Here is an 18,266-nt window from a genome sequence, read left to right as displayed (position 1 = left end):
AGCTGGAAGCGCCCGATGGCGCTGCGGCGGGCGGCGGCCTGCTGCAGCAGCGCGCGCGCCTGCACCGCGTCGGCCGGCAGTCCCAGGCCCTCCAGCTGACAAAGGCCCAGCATGGCCAGCCCATCGGCATCGCCCGCGTCGGCCGCAGCGCGGAACCAGGCCGCCGCGCGCGCGTAGTCCGGCGGCGCGGCATGGAACAGGGCCAGGCCGTGCTGGAATGCGTTGACCGGCTCGGCATTGATGGCCGTGGCCGGCGTCGGGTCTGGACCCAGGTTGAGGAGGTTCATGCGACAGGCAAGCGTGGACCGGGGATTGTTGGCCAGGCCGGGGGGCCGGCAAGGGCTGCGCGGCCCGCCGCGGTGCTGCAAATTGCCGTAAAGCGGTCCTCGCAGTCAAAATCCGGCCACCCCGCCTCGGCACGTCCGCCTGAACAGCATGAGCTTCTCAGCCCTGGCCGCCTACGCCATGACGCTGCCCGGCGCCACGCAGGACGTCAAAAGGTCGACGCGCGTTGCAGCGCTTGCGAGGCCCTCAGCTGACCTGGACGCGCCAGACCATCACGGGTACTTCCGTGTGCGCAAGCACGCGCTGGGTCTCGCTGCCCAGCAGCAGCCCGGCCAGACCCCGGCGGCCATGGGAAGCCATCACGATCAGATCGCACTGCAGGCGCTTGGCGACACTGCAGATGGCTTCATGGGGATGGTCGTTCTGTTCCATCAAGGTCTCGCAGGGCACCTGCGCTTCGTTGGCCACGCCGCTGACGAACTTGAGGAAGAGGTCCGCGTGGGCCTGCACCTCGGTGGCGAACTGATCGCGTGAACTCTCCAGCTCGGACGCTCGATAGGTCAGTACATGGAAGGCCGGCGCCGCGTAAAACCCGGTCACCCGCGCGCCGATCAGCCTTGCCAACTCGACGCCATGAAAGACCGCTTGCTCGGAGAACCGAGACCCATCGGTCGGAAGCAGGATGTGTTTGAACATGATGCACCTCAGGCTTGAAGCCGGGTACTCGCACGGTAGAGCAGGTCACGAATCACCTGCCCAGGTGACCCGACCGGACCCGGCTTGCGGGCAGGTCGTCTGCGGCCATGGTACGCCGCGGCGAGCAACTCGGGCGGGTCTTTGGCGCCTTGCCTGGCCCCTGGGGTGCGTCGTCATGACGCACCGGCTTGCGCTATGGGCTCCTGGACCGCTCCCGCGCCTCGTGCAGCGTCGCCAGCGTGATCTTGCGCACCTCGGCCTTGCTCTGCTCGACATGGCTGCGCAGCAGCAACTGGGCCTGCTCGACCTTGCGCTGCATGACCGCGCGCAGGATCTTGCCGTGCTCGGCGTAGGTGGCCTCGATGCGGTGGCCGCGCGTGAAGTCCAGGTGGCGAATGATGCGGATCTGCTCGGTCACGTCCCAGTGCACGCGCGCCATCTCGGCATTGCCGGCGGCGCGCACCAGCGTGGCGTGAAAGGCCTCGTCGAGCTGGCCCACCTCGCGGGCGTCGCTCAGGCGCTCGGCGGCGGGGACCAGCCAGATGGCCTTCAGCGACTCCAGCTCCGGTGAAGGCGCGCCGGTGTGCCCGCAGAGCTTCGCCACCGCTGCCAACTCCAGGATCACGCGCAGGTCGTAGAGCTGCTCCAGCCGGCCGAAATCGATGGGCCGCACTGACCAGCCCGACTTGGCCTCGACGTCCAGGAACCCCTCGTTGCGCAGCCTGAACAGCGCCTCGCGCACCGGCGTGCGGCTGACGCCCAGGCGCTGGCCCAGTTCGGCCTCGGAGAAGCGGTCGCCCGGCACCAGCTGGAAGTCGTTCAGCTCGGCCTTGAGCCGGGCGTAGACCTGCTCGGCCAGGTTGGGGCGGCCGGTGGTGGAAGGGTCGAGGGTGGGCCGCATGAAGGCGATGTTAGCGAGGGGAAGGTGCCAGGATGCTGACGTGCGCCGCCACCACGCGCCAGCCGTCGGGCATGCGCACCCAGGTCTGGCTTTGCCGGCCGGTTGCGGCACTGCCGTCGCGCTGGAACTCGGTCATCGCGGTGGCGAAGTCGCGCCCAAAGGTGGTGATGACCGTGTGGCGCAGGCTGCGCGCCAGGCCGGCCGGCGGGCGCGCGGCGCGGAAGGCCTGGATCTGGGCGTAGCCGACCAGGTTCTCGGTGGCGCCGTAGCGCACGGTGAAAGTCGAGTTCCAGAACAGCGCATCCAGCACGTCGACCTTGTTGTGGACCAGCGCGTCCTCGTACCGGGCGAAGACGGCCTGCATCTCGGCCAGCACGTCCGGAAGGTTGATGTCGGTCACGGCAGTGCCACCGGCGCCACGCACACGCCCGCCCGTTCCAGCGCGTGGGCGACGCGCAGCGCATGGTCTTCGCGCCAGGGCGCGGCAATGATCTGCACGCCCATTGGCAGGTGCGGCAGGGTGGGATGCACGCCCCACACCGGCACCGCGCAGACCGGCAGGCCGATGCAGGAGATGGGTTGGGTCAGCAGACCGAGGCTGGGCCGCGCGGGCAGGCGGCGGTCGTTGACGTCCATCCATTCGCTGCCGATGACCGGCGCCACCACCGGCGTGGCGGGTGCGATCAGCACATCCACGTCGCGCAGCAGCTCCGCCGCGCGCAGCGCGAACCAGCGCCGCACACGCTGGGCCTGCACCACCCAGGCGGCCGGCAGCAGCGCGCCGGCCAGAAAGCGGTCGCGCGACAGTGGCTCGAAGTCCTGGGCGCGGCTGCGCAGGTCGGCCAGGTGCAGGTTGGCGCCCTCGGCATTGCTGATCAGGAAGGCGGCCGCGCGGGCGCGCTCGGCTTCGGGCAGCTCGACCGTGGTCAGGGCGCCAAGCGCCTGGACGACTCGGTCTACCGCGGCGCGCGCCTCCGGGCCGGCGTTGGCGTCGAAGTAGCCGCCCAGCCGCGCGATGCGCAGGCCGCCGACGCCCTGCGCCAGGGTGGCATGCGTCGGCTCGATGGCACGCTGCACGCACCCCGGGTCAGCGGCGTCATGGCCTTGCATGGCGTCGTAGGCCAGGGCCAGGTCTTGCGCGGTGCGGGCGAACGGCCCGAGATGGTCCAGGCTGGCCACGAAGGGATAGCTGCCGTTGCGCGGCAGGCGGCCGTAGGTGGGCTTGAGGCCGAACACGCCGCACAGCGACGCGGGCACGCGGATGGAGCCGTTGGTGTCGGAGCCCAGCGTGATGGGCACCTGGCCCGCGGCGACGGCCGCCGCGCTGCCGCCCGAGGAGCCGCCGGCCACGCGCGTCGGGTCATGCGGGTTGCGCGTGGGCCCCTCGTGGCTGTTCTCGGTGGTGAAGCCGTAGGCGTACTCGTCCATGTTCAGCGCGCCCACCAGCAGCGCGCCGGCGGCGTCCATGCGCTGCAGCAGCGGGCCGTCGCGGGCGGCGGGTGGTCGGTTGCGTTCGATCCTGGAGCCGGCCAGCGTTGTCAGGCCTTGCACGTCGAACAGGTTCTTGACGGCGTAGGGCACGCCCAGCAGGGGCAGGGCGCGTGCCGCTGCGTCGCCGTCGCGCAACCGGCGGTCCAGCGCCTGCGCCGCGGTCAGCGCGCGCTCGGTGGTGATGGCGGTGAAGGCATTGACCACGGCGTCGGCCTGCTCGATGCGAGCCAGGCTGGCCTGCACCAATGCCTCGGCGCTCACGTCGCCGGCCCGCACGGCGGCGGCGATGGCGTGGGCGGGTTGCAGCAGCAGTTCGGCAGCGCTGTTCATGGCGAGATGGGCACGAAGGCCTCGGCCGGCTCGTCCTGCACCGCCAGCGGCAGGCCGTTGACCAGCGCCGCCATCTCCGCCGCCAGGCCGAAATAGCGCAGCACGCCGGGCCGGTGCTCGGCGGCCAGCGGCAGGCCCAGCACCGCTGCCGTGGCGTCCACATAGGCCGCGAGTCGAGCGGCCTCCATCAACGACGCACCTCGCGCTGGAAGATCTCCAGGCTCAGTTTCTTGGCGCTGACGAAGCTGGGCTCCGACAGCGTGGCCACCGTGCGCGGCCGCGGGTCGTCGTACTTCAGGATCTCGGCCACCTTGGTGGGCCGCTTGGTCAGCAGCAACACCTCGTCGGCCAGGTACACGGCTTCCTCCAGGTCGTGCGAGACCAGCATCATGGTCGTGCCCGTCTGCATGAACACCTCCTGCAGCTTCTCGCGGATGAAGAGGGTCATCTCGAAGTCCAGCGCCGAGAACGGCTCGTCCAGGAACAGCACCTCGGGCTCGGGCGCCAGCGCCCGCATGATGGACGCCGTCTGCTGCTGCCCGCCCGACAGTTCGTACGGGTAGCGGTTCAGGTCGAACTTGACGTCGAAGCTCTCCACCAGCTCGGCCATGCGCCGGTCCACCTCGGCCTTGCTGCGGCCTTCCATCTTCAGCGGATAGGCGATGTTGTCGATGGTGCGCATCCACGGGAACATCGCCTCGCGGTAGTTCTGGAACACATAGCCGATCTTGGTGTCCTTGAGGCTTTTGCCGTCGAACAGGATCTGGCCGGAGTCGATGGGGATCAGCCCCGCGATCATGTTGATCAGCGTGCTCTTGCCGCAGCCGTTGGGGCCGAAGACGGACACGATCTTGTGCTTGGGGATGTCGAGGTTGAAGTCCTCGTACAGTGGCCAGCCGGCGAGGTATTTCGTCAGGCCGCGGATGGTGATGTGGGTGCCGGCAGGGCCGGGCTGGAAGCGGCGCACCGGCACATCGGGCACGACCGGAGCGTTCAGGACTGCGTTCATCTGCCACTCCAATGGACGATCTTGCGTTCCATGACCAGGAACAGGATGTTGAGCACATAGCCCAGGATGCCGGCGGCCAGGATGGCGGCATACATGGTCTTCACGTTGAGCACCTGTTGCGCGTCGATGATGCGGTGGCCCAGGCCGTTGTCCGAGCCGATGAACATCTCGGCCACGACGACGATGACCAGCGCCATCGACACGGCCGAGCGCAGGCCCACGAAGCTGGGCTGCAGGCTCTCCCACACCAGCACGTCCTTGAAGATCTGCCAGCGCGAGGCACCCATCACCTTGGCCGCCATGACGCGCTGCTTGCGCGCATTGATGACGCCGTAGGCGCTGTTGAACACCACGATCAGCAGCGCACCGAAGGCGGCGATGGCGATCTTGTTGATGTCTGACACGCCGAAGATCAGCAGGAACAGCGGGATCAGCGCCGACGACGGCGTCGAGCGGAAGAAGTCGATGAGGAACTCGACGCTGCGGTAGGCGCGCTCGTTGCTGCCCAGCAGCACGCCCAGCGGCACGCCGATGACGGCGGCGATGAGGAAGGCCTGCACCGTGCGCCACACCGTGACGGCGAAGTCCAGCAGCAGCGGCCCGCCGGCCAGGCCCACCACCAGCGTCTCCAGCGTGGCCAGCGGCGGCGGCAGCAGGATGGGGCGGATGAGCCCGAAGCGCACCACCAGGTCCCAGGCGATGAACAACACCAGCGGACCGATGAAGGGCAGCAGCTTGGCGGCGTTGAAGCGCGGCAGGCGCACGGGGGGCTGGCCTTGCTGGGCGGCCTGCCACGGTGGCGAGGCGACGGGGTTGGTTTCCATGACAGCCACGTCCTCAGGATTTGTAGAGCAGGGCGCTCACGTCGAGCTTCTTCCCGAACACGCCCTTCTCGGTGAACAGGTCGAAGAATTTCTGGAAGTGCGCCACATCGCTGGGCGTGAACTCGTTGAAGAGCATGTAGGAAGCCAGCGGCACCTCGCCGGTGAGCGGCCCTTCGATGGCGGTGTAGCCCTTGAGGTATTTGCGGGCCTCGGCCGGGTCGTTGCGCACCAGCTCTATGCCGCGCGCATAGGCGGCGATGTACTTCTTGGTCTCGGCCGGGTGCTTCTTGATGAACTCGGTCGTCAGCGTGGCCGAGCCGCCATGCCAGGGCGCCAGCGGGTCGCCGAGGATGTACTTGGCGATGACGCCGGCCTCCAGCACGCGCGTGACACCGTTGAGCCGGCCCACGGTGCCGGTGGGTTCGAGCGTGTAGACGGCGTCCACCTGGCCGGCCGCGAGCGCGGCCACATGCTGGCCGATGGGCAGCTCCATCACCGTCGTGCCCGCGGCGCCGGCGCGCTCCAGCACGGCGATGGCCAGCGTCTTGTTCTGGATGCCCGGCCCGCTGGCCACGCGCTTGCCCTTCAGCTCGGCCAGCGTCTTGACGGGGCTGTCCTTGGGCACGAGGAACTGGTCAAGCACGTACTTCTGGTTGCTCGGGTTGGTGGCGATGATCTTGAACAGCCCCGGCGACGCGATCTCGCCCACGCCCAGGTTGCCCGAGCCCGTGCCGTTGGAGCTGCCGTCGCAGCGGCCGGCGAGCATGGCCTCCATCACCTGCTGGGCGCCGGCGAACTTGAGCGCTTCCACCTCCAGCCCGGCCTCCTTGAAGTAGCCCTTCTCGACCGCCGCGTAGAACGGCAGGCCCGCCGCCACCGGCCAGTAGCCGATGCGGATCTTGGGCGTCTGTGCGCGCGCCAGGGCGGGTGCGCCGAGCGTGGCAACGGCAGCGGCGGCGCCAAGCAGGGTGCGGCGTTGGGTCTGGGGCAGGTTCGAGTCGGTCATCTTCGGCTCCATGGAGTGATTGAGTGGGGCAGGGCGATCAGGGGCGGTTCGGGTCGGCCATATAGGCCCGCCAGCCGCCGTAGGCAGTGATGTCGGTCGCGCCGGCCAGGGCATGGCCTTCGCAGATGAAGCCGCGCACCGAGCTGCCGTCGGCCAGGGCCACGCTGCCCAGGCCCAGCGGCGCGGGGATCAGCGCGAGCAGCGAGCCGATCTGGCGCAGCGGCACGTTCCAGACCTCGACGGCTATGGGCCCGCCGCCTTCGGCGACCCGCTGCAGGCCCGGCTTGGGCGGCACCGTGCCGTGCAGCGCATGCAGGCGATAGCACGGCGCCGTGGTCGTCGCTTCGCGCAGCGTGGCGCCGCGTTCAATGAGCTGGCCGTTCAGCGGCATCCCCGACAGATGCGCGCCCACCACCGCGAGCGGCAGAGTCGCCTCGGCGGCCGGCCAGCCGCTTGCACGCTGCGGGCGCCGCGCGCCGGTGGCGCCCAGCGGCAGGGCGGCAGCGGCCTGCCAGGTGAGGCCGAAGCGCGCACGCGCCGCATCGGCCTGGCCGGGTGCGATGAAAGTGACGCCGAAGGGCAGGCCCGCTTCGGTGAAGCTGGCCGGCAGCGCCAGCGCGCACCAGCCCAGCAGGTTGACGAAGTTGGTGTAGCGGCCCAGCTGCGCGTTCGCGCCCACCGGATCGGCGTCCAGCTCGGCAAAGCGGGGGTGGGCGGGCGCGGTCGGCACCATCAGCAGGTCCACCTGCTGCCACAGCGCAGCAGTGTCATGCTGGGCCGCACGCAGCGCGTACTGCGCCTGGAAGGTCTCGGTGGCCGTCATGCCGACCGCCCGCTCGATCACGCGCCGCACCGTGGGCTCGATGGCCTCGGGGTCGCGTTCCAGCAGCTCTTGCACGACGGCATGGCGCTCGGCCACCCAGGGGCCGTTGTAGAGCAGCTCGGCCACCGCATGCAGCGGCGCGAAGTCCAGCGGCACGATCTCGTGCCCGAGCTCGTCGGCGAGCTTCAGCGCGAGCGGCCAGGCCGCTGCGTAGTCGGCGCCGAGTTCGGGGACCGCCGGCACGCCGATGCGCAGACGCGCCGGCAACTGCGCCGGCCCGGGCTCGAAGTGGCTGTAGGCGTCCTGCGCGTCCGGCCCCTCGATGACGGCGAGCACGGCGGCGGCGTCCTCCACCGTCAGCGCGAAGATCGACACGCAATCCAGCGTGCGGCAGGCCGGCAGAACGCCGCTGGTGGCGACGCGCCCCGGCGTGGGCTTGAGCCCGACGAGGTTGTTGAAGCCCGCCGGCACGCGCCCCGAGCCGGCCGTGTCGGTGCCCAGCGAGAACGCCACCTCCGCCCGCGCCACCGCCACCGCCGACCCCGAGCTGGAGCCGCCGCTGACGCGTTGGGTGTCGAAGGCGCTGGCTGGCCGGCCATAGGGCGACCGGGTGCCGACCAGGCCGGTGGCGAACTGGTCGAGATTGGTCTTGCCCAGGCAGACGGCACCGGCTTCGACCAGGCGTTGCACCACGCCCGCATCGGCCGTCGGCACGTGGCTGAAGGCCGGGCAGGCGGCCGTGGTGGGCATGCCGGCCACGTCGATGTTGTCCTTGGCGGCGAAGGGCACGCCGAAGAGTGGCAGGCGCGCCAGCAGCTTTGCCCGGCTGCCCGCCGCAGCCAGCTGCGCCTCCAGGGCGGCCAGCCGAGGCGCCAGCTCCTCAGCGCTCGCCTTGTGAATCCACACGGCCGCGTCATGCCGGCCCGGCTGCATGGCCCGCCCGACCAGCAAATCGTGCGGGGACGCGCCGTCCAGATAGGCCTGGCGCCAGTCGCACAGGGTCAAAAAGCTTCGCTCCGTCATGGTGCACTCGTTGGTATACCAATCGGTACTCCAGCATCAACCGTGCCAGCGAGCCGTGCCGGCCGTTGTTCATCGGGCGCCCCATGAGGTTCAACCCGCGGCCCGGTCCGGCACGTCATGGGGACTGCCCGGTGACACCCCGCGTGCGCCTCAGCTTGGGGCGCCGATGCACCAATCGATGGTGATCACGGACCCTTGCCAGCTGCGCTTCCTCGGGCTTGACACATTTCGATGATTGGCTAATCATCTAGCCATGAGCCAGGTCTTCAAAGCCCTTTCCGACCCCACCCGCCGCCAGGTGCTGCAGCTGCTGCGCGACGGGCCCTTGAGCGCGGGCGAGCTGAGTGATCAGTTCAATGTCTCCAAGCCCACGATGTCCGCGCACTTCGCAGTGCTCAAGGAGGCCGACCTCGTTCACGCCGAGAAGCAGGGCAAGTCGGTCATCTACCACCTGAAGCTTTCAGTGCTTGAAGAAGCGCTGCTGGGCTTCGTCCATTCATTCGGCCTGGGCGACCAGGCACCCGCAAGCAAGAAGGAGATCGCACGATGAACAAGGAACTGATCGCAGGCCTGACCTGGGGTGGCGGCATCATCGCCACGGCGCTTGCCTTGACGCTTGCGCGCAAGCTTGGTCACGTGGACGGCGACACCGTCACGCGTGTGGTCATCGCCCTGAACGGGCTCGTGATCGCCTGGTACGGCAACCGCATGCCCAAGCGCTTTTTCCCGAGTGAGCTGGCCCGCAAGGTCAACCGGCTCGGCGGCTGGTGCATGACGATCAGCGGGCTCGTTTACGTGGCGCTGTGGGCGTTTGTGCCGATCCCGGTGGCGGTTGCGGTTGGGAGCGCCGTCGTGCTGGCAGGGATCGCGGTGCCGGTGGCCTATTGCCTGTCGCAGCGGAGGAAGTTCAGGGATGCCACCTGATTCGCAGGCGCGGGGTCTGGCCGGGCGGCTTGCATCGACAAGTCAGCAGCTGGCCAGCGACTATCGGCCGCCTGCCTCGCAGGGATTCGGATCTGGCACGGAACGCGGATGGCATGCGCCGGCCCCTTCATACCCGGCTCCACCGACTCGGAATCGACCAAAACATCAGCAGCCCGACCAGCGCAACCGCAGCCACGACATGCGGCGCATCCAGCGGCCCGTTGCCGCCCGCCAGCAACGCCGCCGCCCCGCAAGCGGCCAAGCTGATGGCGGCCCACTGCGCCCACCTCAGCCAACGCGCCCAGCGCCGGCGCTGCGGGGCCACGCCGGCCGGCAGCGCCGCCATCACTCGCAGGCTGAAGCCGTCGTCATCGGGCTCGCCGCCATTGCGCAACTGCGCCCGCAGCGCATCGTCAAGGACATCTTCGTTGTTGCCGTGATTCGTCATGGCGTGTTCTCCCATGCTTGCAGTTGCGCGCGCAGCCTGGCCTTGGCGCGCAGCACTTGCGTCTTGACGGTGCCGAGCGGCCAGCCGAGCACCAGCGCCGCTTCGGCGTGACTCAGGTCGGCGCCGTAGCAAAGCAACAGCGCATGGCGCTGGGCTTCGCTCAGCCCGGCCATCGCGCGGTCGAGGTCGATGCGCCAGTCGGCGCCCGGCGCGAAGTCGCTCTGTGCGCCGAGGTCGGGCGGCGCGTCGTCCGCCCAAGGCAGGGCCGGTCGTTCGGCCGACAGCGCGGAATAGGCCAGCCGCGTCAGCCAGGTGCGAAAGCGCGCCTCGCTGCGGAACCTGGGCAAGGCGCGCCAGGCGCGCACGAAGGCCTCTTGTGCGAGGTCGTCGGCGCGGCCCTGGTCGCCCCGGCAGACGCGACCGAGCAGCTTGCGCAGATAGCCCTGGTGGGCCTGCACCAGGACAGCAAAGGCGCTGCGGTCGCCAGCGGCCGCGCGGGCCACCAGCATGGCCTCGGCCTGGACCGATGCAGCCGGTGCACCAGGTGTCACGGCTGCTGCTGAGGTGCTTGCTGCTTGCGCTCGAGGGCCCAGTACAGGGCCAGACCGATGCCGATGAACATCGGCAGCAGGCCGATGCTCCAGAGCCAGGCGCCGGGCATCATCATCGAGAACATGCCCATCAGGCCCAGGCCGACGGCGATGTTGATGATGGCGGGCACGAGGATGCGGTTGGGGTTGGCCTGGTCGCGCCGCGCGCGGTGCCAGTCGCTGTCCTGGGCCTCGCCCAGCAGTTCGGGCGGGATGGGCTGGCCGGCGCGTGCCAGCTCGCGGATGGTTTCGTGCCGCTGGCGCTCGCTGTGGGCCTTGCCCAGGTAGTGGGCCACGATGGCGACGATGGGAATGAACATCGCCAGGATGGGAATGAACAGCGGCAGCGAGTTCCGAAGGTCGAAAAGCATGCGGGGCTCCAGGTAAAGCAGTGGATGGTGCTTCCTTGGAGCGCCCGGCCGCGCGGTTTGGATTCAGTCAGCGAAAAAAAACGCCGAGTTCCCCTGTCGTGTTCGCGGCTTTGGGTCGGGCGCCGGGCCGCTCCCAAGGCGGCCCGTCTGGCGGTGTGGTTGCGGCTCAAATGCCGCGAGCATCGTCGTCCCCTTGCGGGACCGTCCAAGATACCCCTGGGCCGAGGGACTCCATTTCAGCGCGGTGTGCCCAGCTCCTGCGACCAGTAGGTCCGGTAGGTGGTGTTGGCATTGCCCGCCACGCAGGCCACGCCGATGTCGCGGAAGGTGGCGTTCATCAGGTTGGCGCAGTGGCCATCGCTTTTCATCCAGCCGTCCACCACGACGGCGATGCTGGGCTGGCCGGCGGCGATGTTCTCGCCCACGCTGCGCCAGGTGTAACCAGCCGCGGTGGCCCGGTCGCCCGCGCTGCTGCCGTTGCTGCCGGTGTGGCTGAAGAAGTTGTTCACGACCATGTCGTCGCTGTGTGCCACCGCGGCCTGGGTGAGTGCGGCGTTCCAGGTCAGCTCGGGCGCGGCCGGGAAGGCGCCGCGCGCGCCGCAGTTGGCACCGCTGCGGCGATGGGCGTTGACGGCGGCCAGCATGTCGGCCTCGAAGTTGGGCAGGTTGCAGGTGATGCGGGTGCCGGCGGTCGCCGGTGGCGGTGCGGGCGCAGGTGCCGGTGCCGGTGCCGGCGTGCCAGGTGCCGCACCGGGCTCGGTGCCGCCACCGCCACCGCAGCCTGCCAGCGAGAGCAGGGCAGCCAGCATGGCGGCAGCAGCCTGGCGGGGCGCCGGCGCAGGGGCGGTTGAAGTTGCGGCACTGAAGGAGCTCATGCCGTCAGCGTGGCACGACCAGCCCGGTCGCCCGTTACGGGGTGCAGCGTTCAGGGAGGCGGGCGCAACATTCCCGAACATCTGGCGTTGCGAAGCGCTGGCGCCCGTGACATCTGCCGCAGAAGGGCCGCGTCTTCAAAGCAGCCACCAGCTCGGCAGCAGCGCCCGCACTTCGGGCCGGGCATAGCGCTGGTCCAGCAGCCAGACCCAGCCGCGGTCGTCAACGGCACGCAGCACGCGGCCGGCGGCCTGCACCACCTTCTGCATGCCGGGCACGAGGTCGGCATAGCCGTGGTCGGCGCCGAACATGGCGTCCAGGCGCTCGCGCACCTGCTCCTGCAGCGGCGACACCGGCGGCAGGCCCAGGGTGGCGATGAAGGCGCCGATCAGGCGCGTGCCCGGCAGGTCCACGCCCTCGGCGAAGGCGCCGCCCAGCACGGCGAAGCCGATGCCGCGGCCGCCTTCCACGAAGCGTTCGAGGAAGGCGCGGCGCGCCGCGTCGCCCATGGCGCGTGACTGGCTCCACTGCATGACCTGCGGGTGGCGCAGGGCCAGCCGGGCCGCAGCCCTGTCGAGATAGTCGAAGCTGCTGAAGAAGGCCAGGTAGTTGCCGGGGTGCTCGGCGAACTGTCCGGCGAGCAGATCGACCAGCGCGTCCAGCGAGGCCTGGCGGTGCTCGTAGCGGGTCGACAGCCGGTGGGCCACCTGCACGGTGAGGTGCTCGGCGGGGAAGGGCGCGGGCACGTCGATCCAGGCGGTGTCGTCCGGCAGGCCGAGCAGGTGACGCTGGTAGTCAGGCGGGCCCAACGTGGCCGAGAACAGCGTGACGCTGTGACAGCCTTCAAAGCGCTCTTTCAGGAAATGGCCGGGCACGATGTTCCGCACGGACAGCAGCACGTCGCGGCCGTCGTCTTCCTCGTTCTCCAGCAGCGAGAGGTTGGCCGGCGCTTGCACGACCGGCTGCGTGGCGTTGGCGCGCTGCAGGTCGCACAGCGAGTGCGAGTCCAGGCGGTCCAGCAGGCGCTGCAGGCCCAGCACCTCGAAATAGAAATCCAGCATCGTGCCGACCTCGAGCGGATGGTTCTGCACGTGCTCGCCCAAGGCCACGTTGACGCGCTGCAGCGCTTCGCCCAGCGCTTCCGGCACGGCGGGCAGCGGCTCGTAGTCGGCAGCCTGGGCGCGGCCGAGCGTGGCCAGTTCCTTGGCCAGCCCGCGCAGCGGCGCACGCAGGCTGGCCGGTGCTTCGGCCAGGGCCTCGCGCACGCGGGCCAGGCTCAGGCTGACGCTGTACATGGCGCGCGCGCGGTCGATGAGGTTGTGGGCTTCATCCACCAGCAGCGCCAGCTTCCAGCCCTGGGCCTGCGCCAGGCCGTAGAGCTGGCCATGGGGGTCGAAGGCGTGATGCACGTCGCCGACGACGACGTCGGCCCAGCGCAGCAGCTCCTGGCCCAGGTAGTAGGGGCAAACGTCGTGCTTGAGCGCAATGCGGCGCTGCACGGCGGGCTCCAGCCAGCCGGCCTGCACGGCCTCCGCGCGGGCGGCGGGCAGCTTGTCGTAGAAGCCGCTGGCCAGCGGGCAGGCATCGCCGTGGCAGGCCTTGGTCGGGTGCTCGCAGGCCTGCTCCTTGGCCACCAGCGTCAGGACGCGCAGTGCCTTCTTGGGCGCCGCCTCGCGCAGTGCGTGCAGGGCCTCCAGCGCCGCGATGCGGCCGGTGCCCTTGCAGGTCAGGTAGCCGATCTTGTCGAGCTGGCGCAGCGGCAGGGCCCGCAACAGCGGGTAGAGCGTGCCCAGCGTCTTGCCGATGCCGGTGGGCGCCTGGGCGAGCAGGCAGCGGCCGTTGGCGGCGACGCGGTAGACGGCCTCTGCCAACAGGCGCTGGCCGGGGCGCATTTCACCCAGGGGGAAGCGCAGGGCACCGAGGTCGGCGTCACGCGCGGCGCGGTGCTCCGCTTCCTGCTGTGCCCAGGCCTCGAACTGGCGGCAGCGCGCCTCGAACGCCGCCCGCAGCGCAGTGGCCGGCACCGTTTCGCGCAGCACGGTCTCGTTCTGCGTGTCGGCGTCCACATACACGAGTGCCAGCTCCAGTTCTGCCAGACCCCGGTCGGCGGCGATCAGAGCGCCATAGGTCTGCAGCTGCGCCCAGTGCAGCGCGCGGCGGTTCTCGGGGATGAGGTCGACCGGGCCACGGATGGTCTTGATCTCTTCAAGCCGGTTCACGTCGGCTTCGTAGCCATCGGCCCGGCCACGCACGCGCAGGTTGCCGTGGACGGCTTCGAGCGGCAGCTCGGTCTCGTAGCCTGGCGAGCGTCGCGCCAGCACGGCCATCTGGCCGGCCTGGCCCTCCAGCGCTGTGGCCGATGGCGTGAAGCGGCGGTCGAGGTCGCCGCGCTTGGCGGTGAACTCGCACAGGCTGCGTACCGAGACGCTGTAGTGCCAGTCGCTCAAAACAGATTCAGGTTGTCGGGTGCGGGCATGGCCTCCGCCCTGGCGGCTGCCGGTGCCGCGAGCGCCGCGCTGGCGTGCACGAGGTTGCCGATGCGCACGCCCATCAACCGCAGGCGCTTGTCGAACTTGACGCGCTTGAGGCACAGGCCCACGGCGTGGCGGATGTCGGCGGCGCTGGTGATGGCGCCCTTGAGCGTCTGGTCGCGCGTGACGGTCACGAAGCCCTCGAAGCGCAGCTTGATGCCCACCGTCTTGCCGGCATAGCGCTTGCGCGCGAGGTCGCGCGACAGGCTCTCGCACAGCTCGTCCATGATGCCGCCGAGCGCGGCGCGGTCATGCACGGCGTGCAGGTCGCGCTCGAAGGTGGTCTCGCGGCTGATGGACACGGGTTCGCTGTGGGTGACGACGGGGCGGCTGTCGCGGCCGTGCGAGGCGGCATGCAGCCAGTGGCCGTAGCTCTCACCGAACTGCCCGACCAGCCAGGCCGGGTCCGCCGCGGCAATGTCGCCCACGGTCTCCAGGCCAAGCTTGACGAGCCTGTCGCCTGCCTTCGGCCCGATGCCATTGATCTTGCGCACGCCGAGCGGCCAGATGCGGGTCGGGATGTCGTCCAGCGTCAGCACGCTGATGCCGTCGGGCTTGTCGAGCTCGCTGGCGATCTTGCTGAGCAGCTTGTTGGGCGTGACGCCGATGGAGCAGGTCAGGCCGGTGGCGCGGCCGACGGAGTTCTTGATCTCGCGCGCGACGGCCTTGACGCCGCCGAGCGGGTCATGGCCCACCGCATCGCGAACACCCGGTACGTCACTCAGGTCGATGTAGATCTCGTCGATGCCGCGGTCCTCGATGACGGGCGCCACCTCGGACACAGCGGCCTTGAACAGTCGCGAGTACTTGCGGTAGCTGTCGAAGTCGGCCGGCAGCAGGATGGCGTCGGGCGCGCGCAATGCGGCCTTCATCAGTCCCATGGCCGAAAACACACCAAGGTCGCGGGCGGCGTAGGTGCTGGTGGTGACGACGCCACGGCCGGTGTAGTCGCGCAGCCTGGCGTACTTCCAGCTGCCATCTTCCAGTTGCCTGGGCGCATCCGCTCGCCGCCCGCCGATGACGACGGCTTCGCCCTGGAGCTGCGGATAACGCAGCAGTTCCACGGACGCATAAAAGGCGTCCATGTCCAAGTGGGCGATCCAACGGTCGGGCTGCATGGCCGGAATTCTCCGGTGGCTTGCTGACAGGGGCGGACAGCAGCGCCCTCGATGCCCCGCTATTGCATCAGGAGCAAGGCAATGAACATGGCGTTGCGCCGCGCAACGCAGGCTCGGGCCTTGAGCTACCTACCAGAGGCTGTGCACCTGCGGCGCGATGCGGCGCTGGTAGACGCCGGTCAGGGCCTGCATCAGCGGCGCAGGCAGGGCGGCCAGGTCGGCGGCGCTGACGTTCTCGTCCACCTGCTCGGGGGTGCGGCCACCGGGGATGGCGCTGGTGATGCCCTCGTTCATCAGGATCCAGCGCAGGGCCAGTCTGGCCATGCTCGCACCGGGTGGCAGCAAGGCGCGCAGTTCCTCGACGGCGGCCAGGCCCTGCTCGAAGTCGACGCCCGAGAAGGTCTCGCCCTTGTCGAAGGCCTCGCCCTGGCGGTTGAAGCCGCGGTGGTCGTCGGCGCCGAAGCGACTGTCGCGCGTGAACTTGCCACTGAGCATGCCGCTGGACAGCGGCAACCGCGCCAGCACGCCGACCTGCGCGGCCCGCGCGGCCGGAAGGAAGACTTCGGCCGGACGTTGGCGGAAGAGGTTGTAGATGATCTGCACCGATTGAACGCCGGGGTATTCAAGCGCGGCCAGGGCTTCATCGATGCGCTCGACGCTGACGCCGTAGTGGCGCAGCTTGCCTTCGCGCACGAGGTCGTCCAGCGCGCCGAACACTTCCGGCATGGCATACACGGCGCTGGGCGGGCAGTGCAGTTGCAGCAGGTCGATGGCCTCGGTCTCGAGGTTTTGCAGGCTGCGCTCGATGAAGGGCCGGAGGTCGCGGTAGCCCTCGGCGGTATGCGGGTTGAGGCGCCGGCCGGCCTTGGTTGCGACATAGAAGGCGTCGTCGGGCCGCTCGCGGCGCAGGCGGGCCAGCAGGCGCTCGCTGTGGCCGTCACCATAGACGTCGGCGGTGTCGAAGAAGTTCACGCCGCGGTCCAGCGCGCGATGCAGCGCAGCCATGGCGGCACTGTCATCGGTGTCGCCCCAGGTGCCGCCGATGGCCCAGGCGCCGAAGCCGATGGCAGAGATGTTCCAGCCGGTACGGCCGAGGGTGCGGTAGATCATGGTTGCGTCAGAAAGTGTGGGCGGATGGTAGCGCAACCAGTCCGGTGCAAAAAGGCGGCCCCCGAAAGGGCCGTCGGCGTCAAAGGACTTCGGAGGCGAAGTCCGCCAGCCTCGACCGCTCGCCGCGCGCCAGCGTCACATGGCCGCTATGGGCCCAGCCCTTGAAGCGGTCGACCGCAAAGGTCAGGCCCGAGCTGCCCTCGGTCAGGTAGGGCGTGTCGATCTGCGCCAGGTTGCCCAGGCAGACGATCTTGGTGCCGGGGCCGGCGCGGGTGATCAGCGTCTTCATCTGCTTGGGCGTCAGGTTCTGTGCCTCGTCGATGATGACGAACTTGTTCAGGAAGGTGCGCCCGCGCATGAAGTTCAGGCTCTTGATCTTGATCTTGCTGCGTACCAGGTCCTGTGTGGCGGCGCGGCCCCATTCCCCGGCGGATGACCCGCCCTTGGCGAGCACTTCCAGGTTGTCATCGAGGGCACCCATCCAGGGGCCCATCTTTTCTTCCTCGGTGCCCGGCAGGAAGCCGATGTCCTCGCCGACGGGCACGGTCACGCGGGTGACGATGATCTCGCTGTAGCGGCGGTCATCGAAGACCTGGGCCAGCGCGGCGGCCAGCGTCATCAGCGTCTTGCCGGTACCGGCCGTTCCGGTCAGCGTGATGAAGTCGCACTCGGGGTCCATCAGCAGGTTCAGCGCGAAGTTCTGCTCGCGGTTGCGCGCCGTCACGCCCCAGACGGCGTGCTTCTGGTGCGCGTAGTCCTTGAGCGTGCGCAGCACGGCGGTCTTGCCGGTGATCTCGGTCACCTTGGCATAGAGCGGCGTGGCACCGGGCGCTTCGAGGTAGACCAGCTCGTTGATCAGCAGCGTGGGCACCAGGGGCCCGCTGATGCGGTAGAAGGTCGTGTTGCCCTGCTGCCAGCTTTCCATGGTCTTGCCATGGCGCTCCCAGAAGTCGCTCGGCAGGGCCTGCACGCCGGTGTAGAGCAGGTCGGAGTCTTCCAGCGTCTTGTCGTTGCGATAGTCCTCCGCCGGCAGGCCCAGGGCGCGGGCCTTGATGCGCATGTTGATGTCCTTGGACACCAGCACGACTTCGCGGCCCGTGTGGCGCTCCTTGAGTGCCTGGACGACACCGAGGATCTGGTTGTCGGCCTTGCCCTGGGGCAGGCCCTGTGGCAGCGGCGCGTCGATCAGCTCGGTCTGGAAGAACAGCTTGCCCTCCGCTTCGCGGTGACCCGTGCCGGCCAATGGCAAGCCCTTGGCCATCTCCTCGACGCTGCTGCTCTTCAGATCCGCGGCGAGTTGGTCGAGTTCACGGCTGACCTGGCGCACATTGCGGGCGACCTCGGTCATGCCCTTCTTGTGCCCGTCCAGCTCCTCGAGCGTGATCATGGGCAGGAAGATGTCGTGCTCTTCGAAACGGAACAGCGACATCGGGTCGTGCATCAACACATTCGTGTCGAGGACGAAAAGCTTGGGTGTGCCGGCCGCCTTGCTGCGGCTGCGCTTGGGTGCCGCTGCAGGCGCCTTGGCGGCCGGCCTGCCAGCAGCGCCTGGCTTGCCTGCAGCCGGTGGTGACGATGGGGTGGGCAGGCGCAGCACTTCGGCTGTCGGTGCGGCCACCGGCGCGGCGACGGGAGCGACGCTCGCAGGCGTCGCCGGCCGGGCGGTGGTTTTGCTGGGGGTCAGGGTGACCGAGTAGTCGGAGGCTTCGAGGCGGCTGGCGCGTTGTGCAGGGGGCTTGGGCAGTGGCATTGACGGCTAGGCGGCAGGGGGTGGGCCCCACGACATCCGGGCGTCAGAAAGCAAAAAGCCGCGCAAGATGAGCGCGGCTTTTGAAGTCTGAGGCATGGATTCGACCCGGGGCATGAACTGATTATGCACATGCCGCGGTATGCCGCGATGTCGGACAACAACG

General features: G+C 69.4%; 19 protein-coding genes and 1 pseudogene. 2 read left to right on the top strand and 18 right to left on the bottom strand.

All coding sequences use genetic code 11. The features are described from left to right. The 10 genes and pseudogenes from ACT6S0_RS05630 to atzF form a co-directional block, all read right to left on the bottom strand. Positions 1–287 (bottom strand): annotated as a pseudogene (locus ACT6S0_RS05630) (hypothetical protein); the annotation flags it as partial. A 244-nt stretch (positions 288–531) separates the two neighbouring features. Next, complete coding sequence (locus tag ACT6S0_RS05625) at positions 532–981, bottom strand: universal stress protein (RefSeq protein WP_444762912.1); 450 nt, start codon at positions 979–981, stop codon at positions 532–534. A 193-nt stretch (positions 982–1,174) separates the two neighbouring features. Beyond that, positions 1,175–1,882, bottom strand: coding sequence for a GntR family transcriptional regulator (locus ACT6S0_RS05620; RefSeq protein ID WP_444762911.1), 708 nt, complete (start codon positions 1,880–1,882; stop codon positions 1,175–1,177). Between the two features lie 10 nt (positions 1,883–1,892). Next, entirely contained in the window at positions 1,893–2,282 is a 390-nt protein-coding gene (gene hpxZ, locus ACT6S0_RS05615) for an oxalurate catabolism protein HpxZ (RefSeq protein WP_444762910.1), read from the bottom strand. Then, on the bottom strand, positions 2,279–3,703 hold the full coding sequence (locus ACT6S0_RS05610) for an AtzE family amidohydrolase (protein WP_444762909.1): 1,425 nt from the start codon (positions 3,701–3,703) through the stop codon (positions 2,279–2,281). Before ACT6S0_RS05610 ends, hpxZ begins: the two co-directional genes overlap by 4 nt. Beyond that, positions 3,700–3,891: a DUF4089 domain-containing protein gene (locus tag ACT6S0_RS05605; RefSeq protein WP_444762908.1), complete on the bottom strand. Its 192-nt coding sequence runs from the start codon at positions 3,889–3,891 to the stop codon at positions 3,700–3,702. Before ACT6S0_RS05605 ends, ACT6S0_RS05610 begins: the two co-directional genes overlap by 4 nt. Beyond that, on the bottom strand, positions 3,891–4,712 hold the full coding sequence (locus tag ACT6S0_RS05600) for an ABC transporter ATP-binding protein (protein WP_444762907.1): 822 nt from the start codon (positions 4,710–4,712) through the stop codon (positions 3,891–3,893). Before ACT6S0_RS05600 ends, ACT6S0_RS05605 begins: the two co-directional genes overlap by 1 nt. After that, entirely contained in the window at positions 4,709–5,536 is an 828-nt protein-coding gene (locus ACT6S0_RS05595) for an ABC transporter permease (RefSeq protein ID WP_444762906.1), read from the bottom strand. The genes ACT6S0_RS05600 and ACT6S0_RS05595 overlap by 4 nt, the downstream gene beginning before the upstream one ends. 13 nt (positions 5,537–5,549) lie before the next feature. Continuing rightward, on the bottom strand, positions 5,550–6,542 hold the full coding sequence (locus tag ACT6S0_RS05590; RefSeq protein ID WP_444762905.1) for an ABC transporter substrate-binding protein: 993 nt from the start codon (positions 6,540–6,542) through the stop codon (positions 5,550–5,552). A gap of 37 nt (positions 6,543–6,579) precedes the next feature. Then, on the bottom strand, positions 6,580–8,388 hold the full coding sequence (atzF, locus tag ACT6S0_RS05585) for an allophanate hydrolase (RefSeq protein WP_444762904.1): 1,809 nt from the start codon (positions 8,386–8,388) through the stop codon (positions 6,580–6,582). Between the two features lie 253 nt (positions 8,389–8,641). On the opposite strand from atzF, the gene ACT6S0_RS05580 reads away from it, so the two are divergent. Next, positions 8,642–8,938: an autorepressor SdpR family transcription factor gene (locus tag ACT6S0_RS05580; protein WP_444762903.1), complete on the top strand. Its 297-nt coding sequence runs from the start codon at positions 8,642–8,644 to the stop codon at positions 8,936–8,938. Continuing rightward, complete coding sequence (locus ACT6S0_RS05575; RefSeq protein WP_444762902.1) at positions 8,935–9,312, top strand: hypothetical protein; 378 nt, start codon at positions 8,935–8,937, stop codon at positions 9,310–9,312. Before ACT6S0_RS05580 ends, ACT6S0_RS05575 begins: the two co-directional genes overlap by 4 nt. Before the next feature lie 127 nt (positions 9,313–9,439). On the opposite strand, the gene ACT6S0_RS05570 is transcribed toward ACT6S0_RS05575, so the two are convergent. From ACT6S0_RS05570 to ACT6S0_RS05535, 8 genes are all read right to left on the bottom strand, one after another. Continuing rightward, positions 9,440–9,760, bottom strand: a complete 321-nt coding sequence (locus tag ACT6S0_RS05570) for a hypothetical protein (RefSeq protein WP_444762901.1) — start codon at positions 9,758–9,760, stop codon at positions 9,440–9,442. After that, positions 9,757–10,311 (bottom strand): RNA polymerase sigma factor, encoded by a 555-nt coding sequence (locus ACT6S0_RS05565; protein WP_444762900.1) that lies wholly within the window; start codon positions 10,309–10,311, stop codon positions 9,757–9,759. Before ACT6S0_RS05565 ends, ACT6S0_RS05570 begins: the two co-directional genes overlap by 4 nt. Then, positions 10,308–10,721, bottom strand: a complete 414-nt coding sequence (locus ACT6S0_RS05560; RefSeq protein ID WP_444762899.1) for a DUF6249 domain-containing protein — start codon at positions 10,719–10,721, stop codon at positions 10,308–10,310. Before ACT6S0_RS05560 ends, ACT6S0_RS05565 begins: the two co-directional genes overlap by 4 nt. Positions 10,722–10,957: 236 nt before the next feature. Continuing rightward, on the bottom strand, positions 10,958–11,530 hold the full coding sequence (locus tag ACT6S0_RS05555) for a CAP domain-containing protein (protein ID WP_444762898.1): 573 nt from the start codon (positions 11,528–11,530) through the stop codon (positions 10,958–10,960). 201 nt (positions 11,531–11,731) lie between these two features. Further along, positions 11,732–14,041, bottom strand: a complete 2,310-nt coding sequence (locus ACT6S0_RS05550; protein ID WP_444762897.1) for an ATP-dependent DNA helicase — start codon at positions 14,039–14,041, stop codon at positions 11,732–11,734. Next, complete coding sequence (locus ACT6S0_RS05545) at positions 14,038–15,243, bottom strand: DNA polymerase Y family protein (protein WP_444762896.1); 1,206 nt, start codon at positions 15,241–15,243, stop codon at positions 14,038–14,040. Before ACT6S0_RS05545 ends, ACT6S0_RS05550 begins: the two co-directional genes overlap by 4 nt. 129 nt (positions 15,244–15,372) lie before the next feature. Further along, positions 15,373–16,353 carry an aldo/keto reductase gene (locus tag ACT6S0_RS05540; protein WP_444762895.1) on the bottom strand — a complete coding sequence of 327 codons (981 nt, stop codon included), beginning with the start codon at positions 16,351–16,353 and terminating at the stop codon, positions 15,373–15,375. Between the two features lie 79 nt (positions 16,354–16,432). Continuing rightward, the gene (locus ACT6S0_RS05535; protein WP_444762894.1) at positions 16,433–18,103 is read right to left on the bottom strand and encodes a PhoH family protein; all 1,671 of its coding nucleotides are present in this window, start codon (positions 18,101–18,103) and stop codon (positions 16,433–16,435) included. Positions 18,104–18,266: the final 163 nt, after the last annotated feature.

Origin of the sequence: Roseateles sp., assembly GCF_052436255.1 — a bacterium.
GTDB lineage: Bacteria > Pseudomonadota > Gammaproteobacteria > Burkholderiales > Burkholderiaceae_C > Pelomonas.
This window is presented reverse-complemented; position numbering and strand designations above follow the sequence as displayed.

Coding starts and splice junctions, on each gene's coding strand:
- ACT6S0_RS05625 (WP_444762912.1), bottom strand. CDS start 981: ATGTTCAAACACATCCTGCTTCCGACCGATGGGTCTCGGTTCTCCGAG.
- ACT6S0_RS05620 (WP_444762911.1), bottom strand. CDS start 1,882: ATGCGGCCCACCCTCGACCCTTCCACCACCGGCCGCCCCAACCTGGCC.
- ACT6S0_RS05610 (WP_444762909.1), bottom strand. CDS start 3,703: ATGAACAGCGCTGCCGAACTGCTGCTGCAACCCGCCCACGCCATCGCC.
- ACT6S0_RS05605 (WP_444762908.1), bottom strand. CDS start 3,891: ATGGAGGCCGCTCGACTCGCGGCCTATGTGGACGCCACGGCAGCGGTG.
- ACT6S0_RS05600 (WP_444762907.1), bottom strand. CDS start 4,712: ATGAACGCAGTCCTGAACGCTCCGGTCGTGCCCGATGTGCCGGTGCGC.
- ACT6S0_RS05595 (WP_444762906.1), bottom strand. CDS start 5,536: ATGGAAACCAACCCCGTCGCCTCGCCACCGTGGCAGGCCGCCCAGCAA.
- ACT6S0_RS05590 (WP_444762905.1), bottom strand. CDS start 6,542: ATGACCGACTCGAACCTGCCCCAGACCCAACGCCGCACCCTGCTTGGC.
- atzF (WP_444762904.1), bottom strand. CDS start 8,388: ATGACGGAGCGAAGCTTTTTGACCCTGTGCGACTGGCGCCAGGCCTAT.
- ACT6S0_RS05580 (WP_444762903.1), top strand. CDS start 8,642: ATGAGCCAGGTCTTCAAAGCCCTTTCCGACCCCACCCGCCGCCAGGTG.
- ACT6S0_RS05575 (WP_444762902.1), top strand. CDS start 8,935: ATGAACAAGGAACTGATCGCAGGCCTGACCTGGGGTGGCGGCATCATC.
- ACT6S0_RS05570 (WP_444762901.1), bottom strand. CDS start 9,760: ATGACGAATCACGGCAACAACGAAGATGTCCTTGACGATGCGCTGCGG.
- ACT6S0_RS05560 (WP_444762899.1), bottom strand. CDS start 10,721: ATGCTTTTCGACCTTCGGAACTCGCTGCCGCTGTTCATTCCCATCCTG.
- ACT6S0_RS05555 (WP_444762898.1), bottom strand. CDS start 11,530: ATGCTGGCTGCCCTGCTCTCGCTGGCAGGCTGCGGTGGCGGTGGCGGC.
- ACT6S0_RS05545 (WP_444762896.1), bottom strand. CDS start 15,243: ATGCAGCCCGACCGTTGGATCGCCCACTTGGACATGGACGCCTTTTAT.
- ACT6S0_RS05540 (WP_444762895.1), bottom strand. CDS start 16,353: ATGATCTACCGCACCCTCGGCCGTACCGGCTGGAACATCTCTGCCATC.
- ACT6S0_RS05535 (WP_444762894.1), bottom strand. CDS start 18,103: ATGCCACTGCCCAAGCCCCCTGCACAACGCGCCAGCCGCCTCGAAGCC.